Origin of the sequence: Cyanobium gracile PCC 6307 (assembly GCF_000316515.1) — a bacterium.
Lineage (GTDB): Bacteria > Cyanobacteriota > Cyanobacteriia > PCC-6307 > Cyanobiaceae > Cyanobium > Cyanobium gracile.
Map to the genome: position 1 here is coordinate 62,266 of NC_019675.1, position 19,091 is coordinate 81,356.

General features: G+C 71.1%; 19 protein-coding genes. 12 read left to right on the plus strand and 7 right to left on the minus strand.

Annotation, left to right across the window (positions count from 1 at the left end):
• Window positions 1-57: 57 nt before the first annotated feature.
• Window positions 58-1,575, plus strand: a complete 1,518-nt coding sequence (locus CYAGR_RS00320; RefSeq protein WP_015107745.1) for a hypothetical protein — start codon at window positions 58-60, stop codon at window positions 1,573-1,575.
• Here the strand turns inward: CYAGR_RS00320 and CYAGR_RS00325 are convergent.
• Window positions 1,572-1,940, minus strand: coding sequence for a Spx/MgsR family RNA polymerase-binding regulatory protein (locus CYAGR_RS00325; protein ID WP_015107746.1), 369 nt, complete (start codon window positions 1,938-1,940; stop codon window positions 1,572-1,574). The genes CYAGR_RS00320 and CYAGR_RS00325 overlap by 4 nt on opposite strands.
• Window positions 1,941-1,945: 5 nt before the next feature.
• Window positions 1,946-2,308, minus strand: a complete 363-nt coding sequence (locus CYAGR_RS00330) for a 2Fe-2S iron-sulfur cluster-binding protein (RefSeq protein WP_015107747.1) — start codon at window positions 2,306-2,308, stop codon at window positions 1,946-1,948.
• A gap of 132 nt (window positions 2,309-2,440) precedes the next feature.
• Between CYAGR_RS00330 and CYAGR_RS00335 the strand changes: the two genes are divergently transcribed.
• Window positions 2,441-3,127 carry a class I SAM-dependent methyltransferase gene (locus CYAGR_RS00335; RefSeq protein ID WP_015107748.1) on the plus strand — a complete coding sequence of 229 codons (687 nt, stop codon included), beginning with the start codon at window positions 2,441-2,443 and terminating at the stop codon, window positions 3,125-3,127.
• A gap of 553 nt (window positions 3,128-3,680) precedes the next feature.
• Here the strand turns inward: CYAGR_RS00335 and CYAGR_RS00340 are convergent.
• Entirely contained in the window at window positions 3,681-4,154 is a 474-nt protein-coding gene (locus tag CYAGR_RS00340; RefSeq protein ID WP_051016972.1) for a hypothetical protein, read from the minus strand.
• Between the two features lie 168 nt (window positions 4,155-4,322).
• Here CYAGR_RS00340 and CYAGR_RS00345 point away from each other — a divergent pair, with 168 nt between their 5' ends.
• The 4 genes from CYAGR_RS00345 (at window position 4,323) to CYAGR_RS00360 (ending at window position 9,020) form a co-directional block, all read left to right on the plus strand.
• The gene (locus CYAGR_RS00345) at window positions 4,323-6,128 is read left to right on the plus strand and encodes a proline--tRNA ligase (RefSeq protein WP_015107750.1); all 1,806 of its coding nucleotides are present in this window, start codon (window positions 4,323-4,325) and stop codon (window positions 6,126-6,128) included.
• A gap of 25 nt (window positions 6,129-6,153) precedes the next feature.
• Window positions 6,154-6,567: a photosystem II protein Psb27 gene (psb27, locus tag CYAGR_RS00350; protein WP_015107751.1), complete on the plus strand. Its 414-nt coding sequence runs from the start codon at window positions 6,154-6,156 to the stop codon at window positions 6,565-6,567.
• 74 nt (window positions 6,568-6,641) lie between these two features.
• Window positions 6,642-7,955: an adenylosuccinate synthase gene (locus CYAGR_RS00355; protein ID WP_015107752.1), complete on the plus strand. Its 1,314-nt coding sequence runs from the start codon at window positions 6,642-6,644 to the stop codon at window positions 7,953-7,955.
• Between the two features lie 66 nt (window positions 7,956-8,021).
• Window positions 8,022-9,020, plus strand: a complete 999-nt coding sequence (locus CYAGR_RS00360; RefSeq protein WP_015107753.1) for an adenosine kinase — start codon at window positions 8,022-8,024, stop codon at window positions 9,018-9,020.
• Here the strand turns inward: CYAGR_RS00360 and cutA are convergent.
• Both cutA and CYAGR_RS00370 read right to left on the minus strand, forming a co-directional pair.
• Window positions 8,956-9,345: a divalent-cation tolerance protein CutA gene (gene cutA, locus CYAGR_RS00365; RefSeq protein ID WP_015107754.1), complete on the minus strand. Its 390-nt coding sequence runs from the start codon at window positions 9,343-9,345 to the stop codon at window positions 8,956-8,958. The two genes, CYAGR_RS00360 and cutA, sit on opposite strands and share 65 nt — an antisense overlap.
• A gap of 21 nt (window positions 9,346-9,366) precedes the next feature.
• Window positions 9,367-10,212, minus strand: coding sequence for a precorrin-6A/cobalt-precorrin-6A reductase (locus CYAGR_RS00370; RefSeq protein WP_051016973.1), 846 nt, complete (start codon window positions 10,210-10,212; stop codon window positions 9,367-9,369).
• Window positions 10,213-10,244: 32 nt separating this feature from the next.
• Between CYAGR_RS00370 and CYAGR_RS00375 the strand changes: the two genes are divergently transcribed.
• Window positions 10,245-10,775 carry a single-stranded DNA-binding protein gene (locus CYAGR_RS00375; protein ID WP_043325225.1) on the plus strand — a complete coding sequence of 177 codons (531 nt, stop codon included), beginning with the start codon at window positions 10,245-10,247 and terminating at the stop codon, window positions 10,773-10,775.
• Here the strand turns inward: CYAGR_RS00375 and CYAGR_RS00380 are convergent, their stop codons facing one another.
• Complete coding sequence (locus CYAGR_RS00380) at window positions 10,776-11,027, minus strand: hypothetical protein (protein WP_015107757.1); 252 nt, start codon at window positions 11,025-11,027, stop codon at window positions 10,776-10,778.
• Window positions 11,028-11,087: 60 nt separating this feature from the next.
• Here CYAGR_RS00380 and CYAGR_RS00385 point away from each other — a divergent pair, with 60 nt between their 5' ends.
• Genes CYAGR_RS00385 through CYAGR_RS00395 form a run of 3 tightly spaced genes read left to right on the plus strand, consistent with a single transcriptional unit; the run spans window position 11,088 to window position 13,697 of the window.
• A complete protein-coding gene (locus tag CYAGR_RS00385) occupies window positions 11,088-11,675 on the plus strand; it encodes a DUF2854 domain-containing protein (protein ID WP_015107758.1) in 588 nt (195 codons plus the stop codon).
• Complete coding sequence (argB, locus tag CYAGR_RS00390; RefSeq protein ID WP_015107759.1) at window positions 11,672-12,568, plus strand: acetylglutamate kinase; 897 nt, start codon at window positions 11,672-11,674, stop codon at window positions 12,566-12,568. Before CYAGR_RS00385 ends, argB begins: the two co-directional genes overlap by 4 nt.
• Complete coding sequence (locus tag CYAGR_RS00395; RefSeq protein WP_015107760.1) at window positions 12,561-13,697, plus strand: DUF3153 domain-containing protein; 1,137 nt, start codon at window positions 12,561-12,563, stop codon at window positions 13,695-13,697. Before argB ends, CYAGR_RS00395 begins: the two co-directional genes overlap by 8 nt.
• A gap of 28 nt (window positions 13,698-13,725) precedes the next feature.
• On the opposite strand, the gene priA is transcribed toward CYAGR_RS00395, so the two are convergent.
• Complete coding sequence (gene priA, locus CYAGR_RS00400) at window positions 13,726-16,089, minus strand: replication restart helicase PriA (RefSeq protein WP_015107761.1); 2,364 nt, start codon at window positions 16,087-16,089, stop codon at window positions 13,726-13,728.
• Between the two features lie 459 nt (window positions 16,090-16,548).
• Here priA and rpoD point away from each other — a divergent pair, with 459 nt between their 5' ends.
• Window positions 16,549-17,847 carry an RNA polymerase sigma factor RpoD gene (rpoD, locus tag CYAGR_RS00405; RefSeq protein ID WP_015107762.1) on the plus strand — a complete coding sequence of 433 codons (1,299 nt, stop codon included), beginning with the start codon at window positions 16,549-16,551 and terminating at the stop codon, window positions 17,845-17,847.
• Between the two features lie 78 nt (window positions 17,848-17,925).
• Entirely contained in the window at window positions 17,926-19,035 is a 1,110-nt protein-coding gene (locus CYAGR_RS00410; protein WP_015107763.1) for a glycosyltransferase, read from the plus strand.
• Window positions 19,036-19,091: the final 56 nt, after the last annotated feature.

Consider the following 19,091-nt stretch of genomic DNA (forward strand, 5'->3'; position numbering starts at 1 on the left):
CGGCAGGTTCCATGGTCGGGAGGCAGATTAGGCACGCACCCGCCCGCCGCGTCCCCGATGGCACGCCCACGCTGGCACCAGAGCCTGGCCGCGCCCTCGAGCCGGCTGGAGCGGCGCTGGGATCGCTTCGTGGCCCTCTGGGCCGCCCTCAACCTGCTCTGGGTGGCCTTCGACATCAGCTACATCCCCCTGCGCACCTTCTGGCTGCAGCGCAATCTCTACCCGTTGCCGTCGGTGCCCCTGGCGGTGCCGCTCACCTTCATCCCCGACATCACCCCCTGGGTGGATCCGATCAAGGGGATCGAGCCGCACCGCGAGACCCAGGCCTACCTGCGCCAGTTCGACCGGATGGATGCGGCCCTGGGCCAGGGCCCGAGAGGTGCCGTCACCCCGATGCAGCGCCAGCTGCTGGCCGAACAGGCGCGGCTCACCGCCGAGATGATCGATTCCAACCCGATGCTGGCCTCGGGCACCTCCGGCACCCTGGAGAAGATCAAGAACCGCCTGCGCCAGCGCGCCGACCGGGACTCGGCCAAGCAGGCGGCGGCGGTGCTGCTGAGCCCGGAATGGATCGACGCCCATCCCTGGCCGCAGGAGCGGCTGTTCTGGCGCCAGCAGGTGCTGCCCCTGGTTGCCACCACCTACTGGCGCTCGATCGATGAGAACGGCCGCCCCACCGACCACTTCTGGCGCTACGACCTGCTCCTCTTCCAGAGCGTCTTCGCCCTCGATATCCTCCTGCGGGCCATCCGGCTGCGCCGCCGCCTGCCCGGTCTGAGCTGGGGCCGGGCCCTGCTGCGGCGCTGGATCGACCTGCCCCTGCTGCTGCCCTTCTGGCGCTGGATTCGGGTGGTGCCGGTGCTGGAGCGCCTCCACACCAGCGGCCTGATCAGCATCGAACCGCTGCGGGCGGTGATCAGCCGGGCGGTGGTGGCCCTGCTGGCGGTGGAGCTGTTTGAGGTGCTGGCCCTGCAGCTGATCGACGGGCTGCAGCAGCTGATCCGCTCGCGCCGCTGGCCGATGCGGATCCGCGCCCTGCGCAGCCATCAGATGGTGGTCAGCAACGACGAGCGCGAGCTGGTGGAACTGGTGAGGATCTGGGGCCCCCTGCTGCTGGTGCGGGTGGCCCCGCGCCTGGCCCCCGAGCTCCAGCGGGTGCTCGGCCATGCCCTGCAGCAGAGCCTCCAGAACGCGATCGTGCCGCCGGGCCTGCGCCAGCTCCAGCCGCTGCTGCAGGTGGAGAAGGGCCTCAGCCGCCAGCTGGCCGGCGGGATGGTGGACAGCCTGCTCGACCTCACCCGCACCACCGGCGAGCGCCTCAGCCGCCGCGACGACCAGCAGCTGGAGCTGCTGCAGCGCTTCATCGACCGCTTCTGGGAGGAACTGGCCGATGCCCTGGAGAGCGGACCGGCCCTGGAGCGCTCCCAGCAGCTGCTGTGCACCTTCCTCGAGGAGTTCAAGGGCAACTACCTGAGCCAGATCAGCCGGGCCGGTATCGAGGGCCTGATCGAGGAACTCGATCAGATCATGGTGAAGGGGGCCCAGGGGCCGGAGGGTCGCAGCGACGCCCCCTAGCCCAGCAGCTCCGCCCAGTCCTCAGGACGGAACCCGGTGAGGATGCGACCGGAGGCGGTGACCAGGAAGGGACGCTTGATCAGGCGCCCGTCGGCCGCCAGGGCGGCCAGGGCCGTGTCCCGGTCCATCGCCTTGACGGTGGCAGCCCCCAGGGCCCGGTAGCTCTGGCCGCTGGTGTTGAACAGCCGGCCAAAGCCCCCGAGCTGGTCGTGGGCGGCGGCCAGCAACTCCAGGGACGGCGGGCTGGTGGTGATGTCGATGGCCTCGAACGGAATGGCCCGTTCATTCAGCCAGGCCAGCGCCTTGCGACAGGTGCCGCAGCCGGCGTACTGGTAGAGGACGAGCGGGGCCCGATCGCCGGCCATCGCGCCTACTTGCGGCCGACCAGCGCCTTGAGGGCCCCGACCAGGCTGTTGGAGCCCTTGCCCACTCCGGCGTCGGGCCGGGTGCGGATGGTCACATCGCCATTGACGGTGGTGCGGCAGCTGAGGCGGTAGCTCGCAGGCCGATCCGCCAGATAGACCTCCTCCACGTCGCTGCGCGGGGAGAGGTTGCGGGCCCCCTCCACCACCTCCACCACGCAGGTGCCGCACTGGCCGAGGCCACCGCAGTTGTTGAGGTTGTTGAGGCCCGTGTAGGGATTCACGCCGGCGTCGAGGGCCGCCTTGCGGAGATTGGCCCCTTCGATGCAACCAACCTGCTGGCCTTCCTTTTCGAAACGGATGGTGGGCACGGTCGATCGGGGATGAGGGGCGCCGCCCAACTTAGGTCACACCATGTCCGTTCGATCCCGGTTTCGTTGCCTTGAGAAAGGATCGGGAGGGTCGGGAGCGGCTCCCTACGATGGCCGGGTTGCCCGCAGACCTTGCTCTCCTCCGACCCCTCCCCGGCCCGGCAAGGCACCTACGACCTGGTGGTGCAGCAGCTGATCCCCGGCTACGCCAGCCTCGCCCGCCTCTCCGTGGCGCTGCTCTCCTCCTCCCCCCTGGCCTCACGCCAGGAGGCCGCCGTGCTGGTGGCCGGATGCGGCACGGGGGCCGAGCTGCTGGAGGCCGACGCCCAGCGGCCGGACTGGCGGCTCACGGCCATCGATCCCTCGGCGGAGATGCTGGCGGTGGCCCGGCAGCGCCTGCAGAACCGCGGCCGGATCGACTGGCATCACGCCACGGTGGAGCAGCTCGGGGCCGAGGCCCGCTTCGATGGCGCCCTGTCGGTGCTCGTACTGCAATCCCTGCCCGACGACGGCACCAAGCTGGCCTTCCTCACCGCCCTGGCCCGCAGCCTGCGGCCCCAGGGGCAGCTGGTGCTGGTCGACCTGATGCGTCCGGAGCGCTCCCCCCTCACGGCCCAGGTGACCGAGGCCTGGCGCTGCTTCCAGCGGGCCAGCGGCGTGGCAGGGGGGGCGGTGGATCCCAGCGCCCAGATCCAGGGGTTCCACCCGATCGGCATCGCCCGGCTCACGGCCCTGGTGGAGGCCGCGGGACTCAGCGATCCGGCGCCGTTCTTCCAGGCCCTGGACTTTCAGGGCTTTCTGCTACAGCGACGGGCCTGAAGCGGCGATCCACCGACTCCTGCTGGTCGGGGAGAAGCGGGCGGTCCATGACGACACCCGCTAGGGGGACCAGCAGGGTCATCAGACCCAGAAGGATGCCGCCGAGGGCACCGAAGGGTTGATCGAAGAAGAGAGCCGCCGAGGCATCGGCGCCTGTCTCTGGGCTTCTGCCGCTGCGGCTGGAGCCTCCGGACGCGGAGGGACGGGAAAGGGGCGTTCGGGGGCCCGGACTGTCCGGGTCTCCGCTGGAGTCAACCTCGCCGACGTCGGGGGTGGGGCAGAGTCCGGCGGAGATGGGCCCCGGAGCGCCGGCGCCTGAGAGGCTGGCCGGGGAGGCGAGGGAGGCTGTTCCCCGATGGGCACCGGAGCGGGACTGGGGACGGACGGTGTGGACGTGATCCATGCGTTCGTGCAGCGGGAAGACCCGGTGCACTGGGCGGAGAACAAAGGTTGTTTGCAACGATTGTGCCACCGATCGGCGCGATCGGCCCCCGGCGACGGCAAAACGACAGGGGGACCCGACGGCGCTGGTCCGCCCTCCGACTGCCGCCCGTCAGGCGGCAGGCCGTGACTGGGAGTGCCTGTGCAGGTGCAGATCGGCGGGAGGGACTTCGGCCCCGTCGAGCCGGGCTCGGATCGCCCGGAGCTCCTCCAGGATCGACGCCAGCAGCTGCTGGGTGGCGGTGGAGGGCGAGTTGAGCACCTCAACGGTCACCTCCTTGATGCGCAGCACATCGCGGGCGAAGCGGGCCACCTCATGGGGATGGAAGACCAGGGGTTCCTTCTGGTCGCTGCGGTACTCCGGATTGAGCTTGCGGGGATTGAAGGGGGGGTTGAGGTTGCGGGGGTCGGTGTTCGTGTAGCGATACACCGAAGCGCGGGAGCGGTTCAGGGAGCGCTGCACCTCATCGATGCCGATCAGGGTTTCGGCGTCGGTGCGGGATTCAGCCTGCAGGGCCAGCGGCGCGGCCGGCGAAGCGGTGGAACCGCCCGCTGGAGAGCCGACCTGTGCAGGGTGAGCAAGCATGAGACTGGCGTTGGACGCACTGGACTGAGGGCTGACCATAGCAGAGTTTTTTCTCGGCAGCCGCCTGCCGACAGGGGCAGGGTGGTTGCGGCGACTCGCTCCCGGCGGCAGGCTCCTGGCCCGCCGGTTCGGCGGTGATAGCGTCCAGCGCCGAAACGGACTTTCTCCATGCGCGTCTCCCGCCTGATGCTGGTGACGCTTCGCGACGACCCGGCCGAAGCCGAGATCACCTCCCACAAGCTGCTGCTCCGGGCCGGCTACATGCGCCGCCTGGCGCCCGGGATCTTCGCCTACCTGCCCCTGCTGTGGCGGGTGCTTCAGAAGATCTCCGCCATCGTCCGCGAGGAGATGGCCGCGGTCGACGCCCTCGAAACCCTGCTGCCCCAGCTGCAGCCCGCCGATCTCTGGCGCCGCAGTGGCCGCTGGGACGGGTACACCGCCGGGGAGGGGATCATGTTTCACCTGGTCGATCGCCAGGAACGCCCCCTCGGCCTCGGTCCCACCCACGAGGAGGTGGTCACCGCGCTGGCGGCCGACCTGCTGCGCTCCTACCGCCAGCTGCCGGTCTGCCTGTATCAGATCCAGACCAAGTTCCGCGATGAGATCCGGCCCCGGTTCGGCCTGATGCGGGGACGCGAATTCATCATGAAGGACGCCTACTCCTTCCATGCCGACGAGGCCTGCCTGCGGCGCACCTATGCCGCCATGGACGGGGCCTACCGGCGCATCTTCGAGCGCTGCGGCCTGCGGACCGTGGCGGTGGAGGCGGACAGCGGCGCCATCGGCGGTTCCGCCAGCCAGGAGTTCATGGTCACCGCCGAGGCTGGTGAGGACCTGATCCTGACCAGTCCCGACGGCCGCTACGCCGCCAACCAGGAGCGGGCGGTCTCCCTTCCGGAGCCCGCCGTCCCCCTGCCGGCCGGCCCCTGCCGGGCCCTGGCCACCCCGGTGCAGACGAGCATCGAGGACCTCTGCACGGCCCATGGCTTCGATCCCACCCAGACGGTGAAGGTGCTGCTGCTGTTGGCCCGCTTCGCCGCGGCCCCCGACCGCGGGGTGCTGGTGTGCCTGCGGGGCGACCAGCAGCTCAACGACGTCAAGCTGGCCAATGCCGTGACGGCCCGCTGCCCGGACGCCGGCGCCCTGCTGGAGATCGGGCCGCTGCTGGCGGAACACCTCGATGCCGACTCCGCCGTTCCCTTCGGCTTCCTGGGCCCCCACCTGGGCGATCTGTCCCTGCGGCAGCCGGATCCCCGGGCGGCCGCCGCTCCCCTGCTGCGGCTCGCCGATCCCTCCGCCGCCGAGCTGGAGGCCTTCGTCTGCGGCGCCAACCGCGTCGATGAGCACCTGGTGGGGGCCTGCTGGGGCGAGCTTTGCCCGCTGCCCGAGGTGGTGGATCTGCGGGCGGCCCAGCCGGGGGAGCGCTGCCGGCACGACCCCTCCCAGCGGCTGGAGGCGGCTCGGGGCATCGAGGTGGGCCACATCTTCCAGCTGGGGCGGAAGTATTCCGAAGCCCTGGAGGCCCGCTTCACCAACGAGGCCGGCGAGGACGAACCCCTGTGGATGGGCTGCTACGGCATCGGCGTCTCGCGCCTGGCCCAGGCCGCCGTGGAGCAGCACCACGACGCCGACGGCATCCGCTGGCCCGTGGCGATCGCTCCTTACACGGTCATCATCGTCATCGCCAGCAGCCAGGACCCGGTCCAGGTGGCTCTGGCCGAAGAGCTCTACGGCCGCCTGCTCGCGGCGGGAATTGACGTGCTGCTGGATGATCGGCCCGAGCGGGCCGGTGTGAAGTTCAAGGACGCCGATCTGATCGGCATCCCCTGGCGGCTGGTGGTGGGCCGTGGCGCCGGCGAGCGTGCGGTGGAGCTGGTGGACCGCAGCGGGGGCACCGGCAAGCGGGACCTGACGGCGGACGCTGCCCTCGAGCAGCTCGTGGAGCGGGTCGGGCTCCAGGGTGCATCCCCGTAGGATTTCGCCAGACGCCGTTTCTCCCTTGGTCGCCTTCCTGCGCCGCAGCCTGCTCCGTCCCCTTCTGGCCCTCGGCCTGTGTCTCTGCCTTGGACTGGGCGGCTGCAGCCAGGCCGCGGCCGGCCTCAGCGGCAATTACGTCGATGACACCGTCAGCGTGGCCCAGACCCTGCTGACCACCATCTCCCTGCCCCAGGACGACCCCGCCCGCCAGGAGGCGGAGGTGCAGGCCCGCCAGCTGATCAACGGCTACACCGCCCTCTACCGGCCCCGCCAGGACATCCACAGCCTGGCCTCCTTCACCACCATGCAGACCGCCGTCAACGCGCTGGCGGCCCACTACGCCGGCTACGCCAACCGTCCCCTGCCCGATCCCCTGCGCAGCCGCCTGGAGAAGGAGCTCAAGAAAGCGGAAGCATCGGCCGTGCGCGGCGCCTGATTCTTTGACGGAGGGGGCCTTGATCTGAGAAGCTCTCTCCTTGTGCTTAGAAGCGGCTACGGGCCGCTGTTTCCTTGGCCAATGTTGTCGTCATCGGTGCGCAATGGGGTGACGAAGGGAAAGGCAAGATCACCGATCTGCTGAGTCGCTCCGCCGATGTCGTGGTCCGCTATCAGGGCGGGGTCAACGCCGGGCACACCATCGTCGTCGAGGACCGGGTCCTCAAGCTGCATCTGATCCCGTCCGGGATCCTCTACCCGGACACCATCTGCCTGATCGGGTCGGGCACGGTGGTGGACCCCAAGGTCATGCTCGGCGAGATCGACACGCTCCTGGAGCTGGAGATTGACGTCTCCGGGCTGAAGCTGGCCTCCACGGCCCACGTGACAATGCCCTACCACCGCCTGCTCGACCTGGCGATGGAGCAGCGCCGCGGCGACCGCCGCATCGGCACCACCGGCCGCGGCATCGGGCCCACCTACGCCGACAAGTCCGAGCGCAACGGCATCCGGGTGATCGACCTGCTCGATGCCGACTGCCTGCGCGACCGCCTGCTGGGGCCCCTGGCGGAGAAGAACGACCTGCTCGAGAAGGTCTACGGGATCCCCGCCCTCGATCCGGAGGCGGTGATCGAGGAGTACGCCGCCTACGGCCGTCGGCTGGCCCCGCACGTGGTGGACTGCACCCGCACCATCCACGAGGCGGCCCGGGCCCGCAAGAACATCCTGTTCGAGGGGGCCCAGGGCACCCTGCTCGACCTCGACCACGGCACCTACCCCTACGTCACCTCCTCCAATCCGGTGTCGGGCGGCGCCTGCATCGGCGCCGGTGTCGGCCCCACCCTGATCGACCGCGTCATCGGCGTGGCCAAGGCGTACACCACCCGGGTGGGTGAGGGCCCCTTCCCCACCGAGCTGGAGGGCAGCCTCAACGACCACCTCTGCGACCGGGGCGGCGAGTTCGGCACCACCACCGGCCGGCGGCGGCGCTGCGGCTGGTTCGACGGGGTGATCGGCCGCTACGCGGTGCAGGTGAACGGGCTCGACTGCCTGGCGATCACCAAGCTGGATGTCCTCGATGAGCTGGACGAGATCCAGGTCTGCGTGGCCTACGAGCTCGACTGCCGCCGTATCGACTACTTCCCCAGCAGCTCCGACGAATTCGCCCGCTGCCGGCCCGTCTTCCGCAGCCTGCCCGGCTGGCAGTGCTCCACCGCCGACTGCCGCAGCCTGGAGGATCTGCCCCCCACCGCCATGGCCTACCTGCGCTTCCTGGCCGAGCTGATGGAGGTCCCGATCGCCATCGTCTCCCTCGGCGCCCAGCGCGACCAGACGATCGTCGTCGAGGATCCCATCCACGGCCCCAAGCGCGCCCTGCTCAGCGTCTGAGACGGCGTCCCGCCGTCCGCTCTCTTCCGTTCCCCGGCCCATCCCTCCCCCCCACCTAGGACCCCCTTGACCAGCACCGCCAAGCGCTTCGACGTGGTCGGCATCGGCAATGCCATCGTCGATGTGCTCGTCCAGGCCGACGACGCCTTCATCAAGGCCCACGGCCTCACCAAGGGCACCATGGCCCTGGTGGATGAGGCCCAGGCCGAGCGGCTCTACGCCAGTGTCGGCGCCGGCCTGGAGACCTCCGGCGGCTCGGCCGCCAACACCCTGGCGGGCATCGCCCAGCTGGGCGGCCGGGCGGGCTTCATCGGCCGGGTCCGGGACGACCAGCTCGGCGCGATCTTCGCCCACGACATCCGGGCCGTGGGGGCGAGCTTCGAGACCCCTCCGGCCGCCAGCGGTCCCTCCACCGCCCGCTGCCTGATCCTGGTCACCCCCGATGCCCAGCGCACCATGTGCACCTACCTGGGGGCCTCGGTGGGGCTGGACCCCGCCGACCTCGACCTGGAGATGGTGCGCCAGGCGAAAGTGCTGTATCTGGAGGGCTACCTCTGGGACAGCGAGGAGGCCAAGCGCGCCTTCATCGCCGCCGCCGAGGTGATGCGCGCCAGCGGCGGCGAGGTGGCTCTCTCCCTCTCCGATGCCTTCTGTGTCGAGCGCCACCGGGAGAGTTTCCTGGAGCTGGTCGACGGCCATGTCGATGTGCTGTTCGCCAACGAGATGGAGATCACCGCCCTCTACGGCACCGACAGCTTCGAGGCGGCGGCCGACCAGGTCCGCGGCCGCTGCAGGGTGGCGGCCCTCACCCGCAGCGAGCGGGGCTCACTGCTGCTGAGCGGCGAGACGACCCTGGCGATCGAGCCCTTCCACCTCGGCCCCCTGGTGGACACCACCGGTGCCGGTGACCTCTACGCCGCCGGCTTCCTCTACGGCCACACCCGGGGTGAGAGCCTGGAGCGCTGCGGACGGCTCGGTTCCCTCTGTGCCGGCCAGGTGGTCACCCAGCTGGGCCCCCGTCCCCAGGCCTCCCTGCCGGAGCTGGTGGCCCGCCACCTGGGCTGAGCGGCAGCTGCTCCAGCAACCAGCGGCCGTAGGGGCCGTCGCTGGCGGCCGTCCAGTGGACCCATTCGGGGGTGTCGTAGCTGTGCAGCTCCCCCAGGGCGCGGCGCAGCGCCTCCAGATGGGCGGGGGTCGTCTTGAGCAGAAGTTGCACCTCCTCGCTCCGCTCCAGCCGGCCCTGCCAGCGATAGAGCGACACCACCGGATGCAGGCTGGCGCAGGCCACCAGGCCCCGCTCCAGCAGCTCCTGGGCCAGGGCTTCGGCCCGCTCCCGGTCGGCTTCGGTGGTGAGGACCAGGCTGAGGGGGGTGGGCGCGGGTCCAGGCATGGGCGGGGGCAGGGGCCGGCTTCAGCCGTCGGGCCCAGTTTCGCCCAGCCGCTGCAGCAGTTCCTCCAGTGGCAGGACCTCCACCTGGACAGGCTCCCCGGGCCGCTCCAGGAGCAGCAGGCGCAGACCTAGGTCGGCGCAGATGCGGTGCCAGCGCTCTTCGTTGGCGCCCCCGGAGCGGCGGCAGAGCACGGTGTCGATCTGCCAGTGGCGGCAGAGGGCGCGCTCGATGCGGCCGTCGCCCCCGGGCCGCAGGGGGGCCAGCCGCTGCGGCGGCAGTCCGGCGGCCAGGGCCGTCGCCAGGGCGTCGCCCTGGGGCAGCAGGCGGGCGTGATGCAGCACGCCCGGCGAGGCCGCCACGGCCTCGGCCAGGCGGCGGGCGCCGATGGCCAGCAGCAGCCGTTCCCCCGGCTGGCACAGGCGACCGAGGCCGGCCAGATCGTCCAGGGGCTGGGCACCGGCGGTGTTCAGGTCGGGCCGCAGCAGCCGCAGCAGGGGCTGGGAGCGGGCGCTGCAGCCGCGGGCGAGGGCAGCGCTGATGCGGGTGGCGAAGGGGTGGGTCGCATCGATCACCCAGGTGTATGGGGCGCCCCGAAGTCCGGCGTCAGCCAGTTCAGCGGCGACCCCGGCCTCGGGCCCGTCGCCCCCCCCGATCGCCCCCACGGCCAGCTCCTGGCGGGGATGGGTGCCATAGGCCAGGGCGGCGGCCCGGCTCACCAGCGAAACCTTCAGGCGCCAGCCCCTGGCCAGAAGCTCCCGGGCCAGGGGCGGCCCCTCCCCCGTGCCGGCCACCAGCCAGATCCGGCCGCCATCACAGCCGCCGGCACGACCGGGCGGATCGGCCTGGATCCCGTCGGGCGGATGCATCAGGATGGGTCCTCCCATCTGTTGGTCCGGGCGTGAATCACTGCTTGCTGGAGGTGGAGGTCCTGGAGGCGCCCCAGGTGCGTTACACCCAGGACAACCAGACGCCGGTGGCCGAAATGGCCGTCCAGATCGAGGGGCTGCGGCCCGACGATCCCCCGGGTCAGCTGAAGGTGGTGGGCTGGGGCAACCTGGCCCAGGATCTGCAGAACAGGGTGCAGGTGGGCCAGCGCTTCGTGCTCGAGGGCCGGCTGCGCATGAACACCGTCACCCGCCAGGACGGGGTCAAGGAGAAGCGGGCCGAGTTCACCCTGGCACGTCTCCATCCCCTCAGCCCCGGCACCGGCTCCGGCGTCACCCCGGCACCGTCTGCAGCTCCGGCCCGAAGCCCGGCCCCCCTGCCGACCCCGCGCCCCGGCGGTGGCGCCGCCACCCCCGCCCCACGGCGGCCCCCCGCGCCGGCACCGTCCCGGTCGGCTGGTGCAGCGGCCGCCGAGCCCGCCGCCCCCGTCTGGGACACCTCTCCGCTGGTCCCCCTGGGGGACGATGACGAGATCCCGTTCTGATCAGAGCCGTTCGGCGGCCTGGTCGATCAGCTGGCCCAGTTCCCGCTCCAGGGCCGCCAGATCCAGCCGCCATTCGCTCCAGCGGCCGCTGTCCAGCTGGCGCAGCAGCCAGAGCCTGTCCTCCCCCAGCTGGGTGAGCAGCTCGGCGGTGGAGGGGGCCTCAGCCACGCTCCAGGGGGTGTCGACGTCGGCGGATGCCCCCGCGGGGCTGGCGGTGAAGCCGTCTTGGGGGCTGGCTTGGGGGCTGGCCATGGGGCGGCGGGGCGGAACCTGGGGACGCCATCCTGGCCCCCGCTGACGGAGAATGGGGCGATGCAAGCGTTTCTCTCCCCCGGCAGCCTGGTGACCGTCGCCGGTGCCGTTCTCACCGTGATCGGATCGATCGCCTACGCCACCGACAGCCCCAACATCAGCCTGGCCGGGGTCTTCTACGGCGTGCCGATCCTGCTGGGGGGGCTGGCCCTGAAATCCTCCGAGCTGCCCCCCGCCGAGCGGCTCACGCCCGCCGCCCAACTGCGTGACTTGCGCCAGAAACCCGGCAACGAAGCCCTGCGCAAGCTGCTGGCCGACGTCACCCGCTGGCGCTACGGCCAGAAGGCCCACCTGGAGAGTTCCCTGGAGGCCCTCAAGCTCTGGGACGAAGACGCCCCACCCCAGCTGGTGGCCGTCGAGGAGCTGGAGGCGGGCGGCGGCTACGGGCTGCGGCTGACGATCGAGTGCCACGGGGTTGCCTTCGAGCGCTGGCAGGATCGGCGGGAGCGGCTGGGCCGTTTCTTCGGTCCCGGCCTCACGGCTGACCTTCAGCAGGCCGGCCCCGGCCGCCTGCAGCTGAGCCTGCTGCCGGCCACCCCCCCTGGCCCTGCCCCCTCCGACCCGTCCCTCGCCGCCCCCGTCCCTTGAGTCCCGATCGGCACATCAGCGCGGAAGACACCTTGCGGGTGTCCGTGCTCAGCGAAGCCCTGCCCTACATCCAGCGCTTCGCCGGCCGCCGCATCGTGATCAAGTACGGCGGGGCGGCCATGGTGCGCGAGGACCTGCGTGAGGCCGTCTTCCGCGACCTCGCCCTGCTCGCCTGCGTCGGCGTCCAGCCGGTGGTGGTGCACGGCGGCGGACCGGAGATCAACCAGTGGCTGGCGAAGCTGGCGATCGAGCCCCGCTTCCAGGACGGGCTGCGCGTTACCAGCCCCGACACCATGGACGTGGTGGAGATGGTGCTGGTGGGGCGGGTCAACAAGCAGATCGTCAACGGTCTCAACCGGGTGGGCGGCCGGGCCGTGGGCCTCTCCGGCAGTGATGGCGGCCTGGTGCTGGCTCGCACCATGGGCGATGGCACCCTCGGCATGGTGGGCGATGTGGCCCGGGTGGATCCCTCCGTACTCGCCCCCCTGCTCGCGGCCGGCTACATCCCGGTGATCTCCAGCGTGGCCCCCAACGCCGATGGTCTGGCCCACAACATCAATGCCGACACCGTGGCCGGCGAGCTGGCCGCGGCCCTGCAGGCGGAGAAGCTGATCCTGCTGACCGACACCCCCGGCATCCTGCGCGACCGCCACGACCCCGCCAGCCTGATCCGCCAGCTCACCCTCTCGGAGGGTCGCCGGCTGATCGCCGACGGAGTGGTGGAGGGGGGGATGACCCCCAAGACCGAGTGCTGCATCCGGGCCCTGGCCCAGGGGGTGAAGGCGGCCCACATCGTCGATGGCCGGGTGGCCCATTCCCTGCTGCTGGAGGTGTTCACCAACGCCGGCATCGGCACCATGGTGGTGGGCAGCCCTGGCCTGGTGCATGGTTGAGGAGGATCCCCTCGCCGAGGCCCGCCGGGCGCTCGATCGTGGTGAGTACGGCCAGGTGCTGCGGTTGCTGGAGCCCCTCCAGGAGGAGCGCTCCCCCCTGACGGCCGCCGGCGCCGAGCTGCGTCTGCTGATGGCCACCGCCCTGATGGGCCAGGGGCGCACCGACCAGGCGGCGGCCTGCTGCCGCGGCCTCGCCCGCTGCCCCGATGCGACCCTGCGGGCCCAGGCCAAGGCCCTCCTGCTGGTGCTGGAGGCCCCGGAGCTGCGCCGTCCCAGCAACTGGTCGCTGACCCTGCCGGACCTCGCCGGCACCACCCCACTCGAAGGGGTCGGCGCCGGGGTCAGCCGCCGCTCCCGCCGCCGCCCGGAGCCGCCGCCGCCCCCGCCGGTGGGGCCCACCCGGGCGCCGGTGGGCTTTGCGGTGGTGGTGGCGGTGGTGCTCCTGCTGCTGGCTTCCCTCTTGGGGGGCTGCATGGAGGTGCGCACCGAGCTGCGCTTCGAGGGCCCCGGCCGGCTCCAGGTCAGCCACCAGCTGCGCAGTGACACCGGCACCGACAGCCCCTGGCAGCGACGGTTCGTCGCGGCGTTGGAGGGACATGCCGACGGGATCTCCGCCCCCGGGCCCTTCCGCCCCTCCGGCGGCAGCGGCGACCGGCTGGTCTCCACCCCCGTGCTGCCCGCCCGTGAGGCCCTCGCTGCCCTGGTGGGCAGCCTGGAGCTGGCGGGCAGGCTGAGCGGCGTCCCCCTGGCGGCACCGGTGGTGGTCTGGGAGGAACGCAACTGGCTGCTGGGCGTCCGCCAGCATCTGCAGCTGGAGCTCGATCTCCAGGCCCTCGAGGCGATCCCGGGGCTGGATCTTGTGCTCGTGCTCGCCCCGGTGCGGCCGGCGGCGGTGCGGCGGGCGAGCCCCGCTGCCATTGCGGCGGTCCCAGCGGCAGACGGCGGCGGCCGCCGCCGTCTGCTCTGGCCCCTCCAGCCCGGGCAGGTCAATGTCCTGGACCTGCGCTGCTGGCGCTGGAGCGGCCTGGGGCTGGGGGCGGCGGCGGTGGGCCTGGCTCTGCCGCTGGTGCTCTGCCTGCAGGCGATCCGGCGGCGGCTGGGCTTCGGCCTGCCGGAGCTGCCGGCCTGACCCCCCGGCCCGGGGGCCGGCGCCGATCTCAGAGTTCCAGGGGGTCAGGATCGATCGTCAGGCTCACACCCGTGGGCAGGGCCCGGCGCAGGTCGGCTTCGGGGGGAAGGGGCAGCGCCGCTTGCCCCTCCGGTACCCCATCGGCGGCTCCGTCCGCCCCGGTGCTGCTGCCGTGCAGCAGCAGCTGCCAGCGGCTGCGGCCCGCCACCCTGGCCACGGGGGCGGGGGCCGGGCCGATCACCACCCAGCCGGCCGCCTCAACAGCGGGACGGATCCGTTCGGCCAGGGCGGCGGCGGCCGTGGCCGTGCCGCTGGGGGTGGGACCGGCCAGCCGCAGCAGGCAGGCCCGGCCGAAGGGCACCATGCCCCCCTGGCGGCGCAGCTCCAGTTCCTCGGCCAGGAAGGCGGCGTAGCGGCCGTCCACCAGGTGGCGGATCACCGGATGCTCGGGGCTGTAGGTCTGCACCAGAACCTCGCCGGGGCGTTCCCCCCGGCCGGCGCGGCCGGCGAGCTGCAGCAGCAGCTGCAGGCACTGCTCGGTGGCGCGCAGATCGGGCCGGTGCAGCAGGCCGTCGGCCGCCAGGACTGCCGCCAGGGTCACCCGGGGCAGGTCCATGCCCTTGGCCAGCATCTGGGTCCCTACCAGCACGTCCGCCTCGCCGGCCGCGAAGCGCTCCAGCAGGCGGCGATGACCATCCCGTCCCCGGGTGGTGTCCCGGTCGAAGCGGATCAGCCGCAGGCCCTCCAGTTCCGTCGCCAGCTGCTCCATCACCCGCTGGGTGCCGGCGCCGAAGGGCTTGAAGGCGGTGGACCCGCAGTGGCCGCAGCGATCGCCCATCTCCTGGCGGTGGTCGCACCAGTGGCAGCGGAGCCACTCCCGACCCTCGCGGCCGCCGGCCCGGGGGCCGCGGTGGACGGTGAGGGGCACGTCGCAGTGGGGACACTGCACCACCTCGCCGCAGCTGCGGCAGCTCAGGAAGGAGCGGTAGCCGCGCCGGGGCACCAGCACGACGGCCTGCTCGCCCCGCTCCTGCAGGGTCTCGAGCCGGGCCATCAGGGGGCGGCTGATCAGGCGGCGGTGCCCCTCCTCCAGTTCCTGGCGCATGTCCACCAGCCGCACCGGCGGCAGGGGCCGGCGGCCGATCCGCTCCGGCAGCGGCAGCAGGCGGGTGTCGGCAGGCTGGCCCCCGGGGCGCGGCTGGCAGCGCCACCAGGTCTCGAGGGAGGGGGTGGCACTGCCGAGCACCAGCCGGGCCCCCGTCTGGCGGGCCCGCAGCCGGGCCACCTCCCGGGCGTGGTAGCAGGGCATGGGGCTCTCCTGCTTGTAGGAGGCATCGTGTTCCTCGTCCAGCACGATCAGGCCCAGCTGGCCCAGCGGCAGAAAGACGGCGGAGCGGGTGCCCACCGCCAGGCAGGGCTCGCGGTGCCGGGCGGCCTCGAGGCAGCGCCGCCAGGTGACGACCCGCTCCCCGTCCCCCATGCCGCTGTGATATTCGATCACCGCGGGACCGAAGCGGCGCCGGCAGCGGTCGAGCAGCTGGGGGATGAGACCGATCTCCGGCGCCAGGATCAGCACGCTGCGCCCCGCCGCCAGCTCCCGGGCCGCGGCCTGCAGGTAGACCTCGGTCTTGCCGGAGCCGGTCACGCCCCAGAGCAGCAGGTTCTGGCCCGGCGGCGCCTCGGCGATGGCGGCCATGGCCGCGGCCTGGGCCGGACTGGGTGGCCGGGCGTTCTCCAGGGGGGCCGATCCAGCGCCCGCCCTGCCGCCGGTCAGGCCCGGGGCGCCGCCAGCCCTCGACGGGCCGCGGCCGGCCTCCCTCAGGAGCAGGCCCCGGCGCTCCATCGTGCCGATCAGGGAGCGGCCGAAGCCGGCCTCCTGCACCAGATCGCGCAGCAGCCGCGCCCCCCCGTGGCTGGCCAGGTGGTCCAGCAGCGCCTGCTGGCGGGGGGTGATGGACGCCGCGACTGCGGCCGGGTTGGGCCGCACGGTCCAGAGGGTCCGTCCCTGGCCGGGGGGACGGCGGGATTGCCCCAGCCAGCCCGGCGGCAGCGCGCTCTTGAGGGTGCGGAACAGGCCGCTGTGGCACTGCCGGGCCACGCCCTCCAGCAGGTCCTGCCAGAGCGGATCGATCGCGGCACTCTCCAGCACCGCCTCCACCGCCAGGATCGAGCGACCCTCCATCGCGCTCGGACAGGCGGCCGCCGTTGCCACCACCAGGCCGGTGTGGGGCCGCCCCTGCAGACGGACCCGCACCAGATCCCCCACCCCGATGGCCAGGCCCGAGGGGTTCGCGTAGGTGAAGGCCCGCCCCTCCCGGCCGGCCTCCAGCCACACCTCCAGCCAGCCCGGGGGGGCGGCTCCGGGTGGGGACGGTGAGGAGTTGGCCGGCAATCTTGCAAAGATCTCACGCCATTCCTAGGATGACGGCGTTGGGCCGCTCGAAAGGCTGCCGTCGGAACCGCGCAGAGTTCCGTCCACAGGGAAGACCCGCTGAGGATCCAGGGATTCACTCCCTCTTCACTCCTCCGGTCTGAGACCACCCGTGACAGCCCTGCACCGGCTCTGGCCGACGTCCACCATCCCAATCACGCTCCTGGAGCGATCCATCCCCCATCCATCGGCATCGGCGACGTGAGCGGGGTCCTCCCTTCCGCCACGTCCTGTTGCTTCCCTGGCCCTCCCGCCCGGCTTCTTACCGGCAGTGTGGAGGATGGGAACCGGAGTCACCGACCCGGAGGGCAGGAACCGGCTGATGGGATCACGCTCCTGACCATCTCCGGGCCCCATGCCCCGCCCGCCTTTCCCTCGCCCGCTTCATTCCCCCGCCCCCTCCCCTTTCGCGTCGTTTCCATGAGCCCAGTCGCCGCCAAGGCCAAAGCCGCCGTTCCCGAGATCCTGGCCACCGTCACCGCGAACGGCGACGTTCTGCCCATCGAACCGACGGCGGCGGCGGCCAGGAAGACCGCGGCGCGAGCCCGAACGGCCGCCCCCAAGGCTGGGACTGTCAGGCCTGCGGCCAAGGCCGGCTCCCGGTCAACCGCCAAGCCCGCGGCCGCCAAACCCGCCGCTGACAAGCCCGCGGCGGTCGTCCTTGACGACGGCTTCGACGGTGACGACGACCTTGCGGAGACCGGCGGCGACCTCCGCAAGGATGCCAAGGGCGCCAAGGCCTTGGCCAGCATCAAGGTGGGGCCGAAGGGCGTCTATACAGAGGATTCGATCCGCGTCTATCTCCAGGAGATCGGCCGCATTCGCCTGCTGCGGCCCGATGAGGAGATCGAGCTGGCCCGCAAGATCGCCGATCTGCTCGAGCTGGAGGAGAAGGCGGCTGAGTTCGAGGCCGACAAAGGCCATTTCCCCGATACCAAGGAATGGGCGGCGATCTTCGACATGCCGCTGATCAAGTTCCGCCGTCGGCTGATGCTGGGTCGTCGGGCCAAGGAGAAGATGGTCCTGTCGAACCTGCGGCTGGTCGTCTCGATCGCCAAGAAGTACATGAACCGGGGTCTGTCGTTCCAGGATCTGATCCAGGAAGGCAGCCTCGGCCTGATTCGCGCCGCCGAGAAGTTCGACCACGAGAAGGGATACAAGTTCTCCACCTACGCCACCTGGTGGATCCGCCAGGCGATCACCCGTGCGATCGCCGATCAGAGCCGCACCATCCGTCTTCCCGTTCACCTCTACGAGACGATCTCCCGGATCAAGAAGACCACCAAGACTCTCTCCCAGGAGTTCGGTCGCAAGCCCACCGAGGAGGAGATCGCCGAGAGCATGGAGATGACGATCGAGAAGCTCCGCTTCATCGCCAAATCCGCCCAGCTGCCCATCTCCCTCGAAACGCCCATCGGTAAGGAGGAGGATTCCAGGCTCGGCGACTTCATCGAAGCCGACATCGAGAATCCAGAGCAGGATGTCGCCAAGAACCTGCTGCGTGAGGACCTCGAGGGTGTGCTGGCCACCCTCAGCCCCCGTGAGCGGGATGTGCTCCGCCTGCGCTACGGCCTCGATGACGGCCGCATGAAGACCCTCGAAGAGATCGGCCAGATCTTCGACGTGACCCGCGAGCGCATCCGGCAGATCGAAGCCAAGGCCCTGCGCAAGCTGCGCCACCCCAACCGTAATGGTGTCCTGAAGGAGTACATCAAGTAACGCCCTTCCGTTTTCGGAGAATCAAAAACAGTTTGGCGACTGCATGGTCATCCTCTTCAGCCGCTCGCCCGGACTCCGATGAAGGAACACGATCCTCTGCTGCGCCTGACGGTTGTGCTGCCCACCTTCAACGAGTGCTCCAATGTGGAGCCCATCGTCGAGGAGCTGCTGCCCCTGAGAGACAGCTTCGACCTGGAACTGCTGTTTGTTGATGATGATTCCAGTGATGGAACATCGGAAAAGGTGCGGATGCTGGCCCACCGCCACGGTTGCGTTCGGCTCATCCGTCGCGTCGGCCGCTTCGGCCTCTCCAGCGCCATCAAGGAGGGGATTCTCGATGCCACCGGCGATGTGGTGGTGGTCATGGACAGTGACGGCCAGCATGAGCCCGCCTCGGTGGCCCATGCCGTCTCCGCCCTGATCGAGAGTGGCGGCGATCTCATGGTCGGCAGCCGCTTCCATCCCGACGCCAGCATCATGGGCCTGAGCGAACGGCGGGAGCGGAACTCCAACTGGGCGAACACGGTGGCCCGGTTCAGCCTGCCCCGCTACCGCCATCTGACCGACTACATGAGTGGTTTCTTCGCCCTCCGCCCCGAGCGTTGCCTCCCCTACGTGCGGCAGGTGGATGTCAATGGCTTCAAGTTTCTCTATGAACTGCTGGCCCTCAGCCACGGCCATCTGGCGGTGGCCGAGGTGCCCCTGAGTTTCCAGCCCCGCAGCGCCGGGGAATCGAAGCTCAACCTGGCGGTGATCTGGGATCTGGGGGTCTCGATCCTGCACACCCTGCTGCTGCGCATGGTGCCGCGGCGGGCCGTCAGCTTTGCCCTGGTGGGCGGCACCGGCATCGGCATCCACCTGCTGGTGTTCGCCCTCAGCCAGGACCTTCTGGGTCTCAGCTTCGAGCAGGCCCAGGTGGTGGCGGTGGTCAGCGCCGGCTGTTCCAACTACCTGATCAACAACGTGCTGACCTTCCGCTCCCAGCAACTGAGCGGCATCGCCCTGGTGTTCGGCCTGATCCGCTTCCTGCTGGTCACCTCCCTGGGGATGGCGGCCAACGTGGGGGTGTCCTCGGCGTTCTATCGGCAGGTCACCCCCCAGCCGCTGCTGGCCCTGCTGGCCGGGATCGCCGTCGACTTCGTCTGGAAGTACGCAGCGTCCTCCCGTTTCGTCTGGAACACGCCCTAGGGCCATCCGGCCCCGAGCCGGGGGACAGGACGGAGGGCCCTGGCCTTAACTTCCCC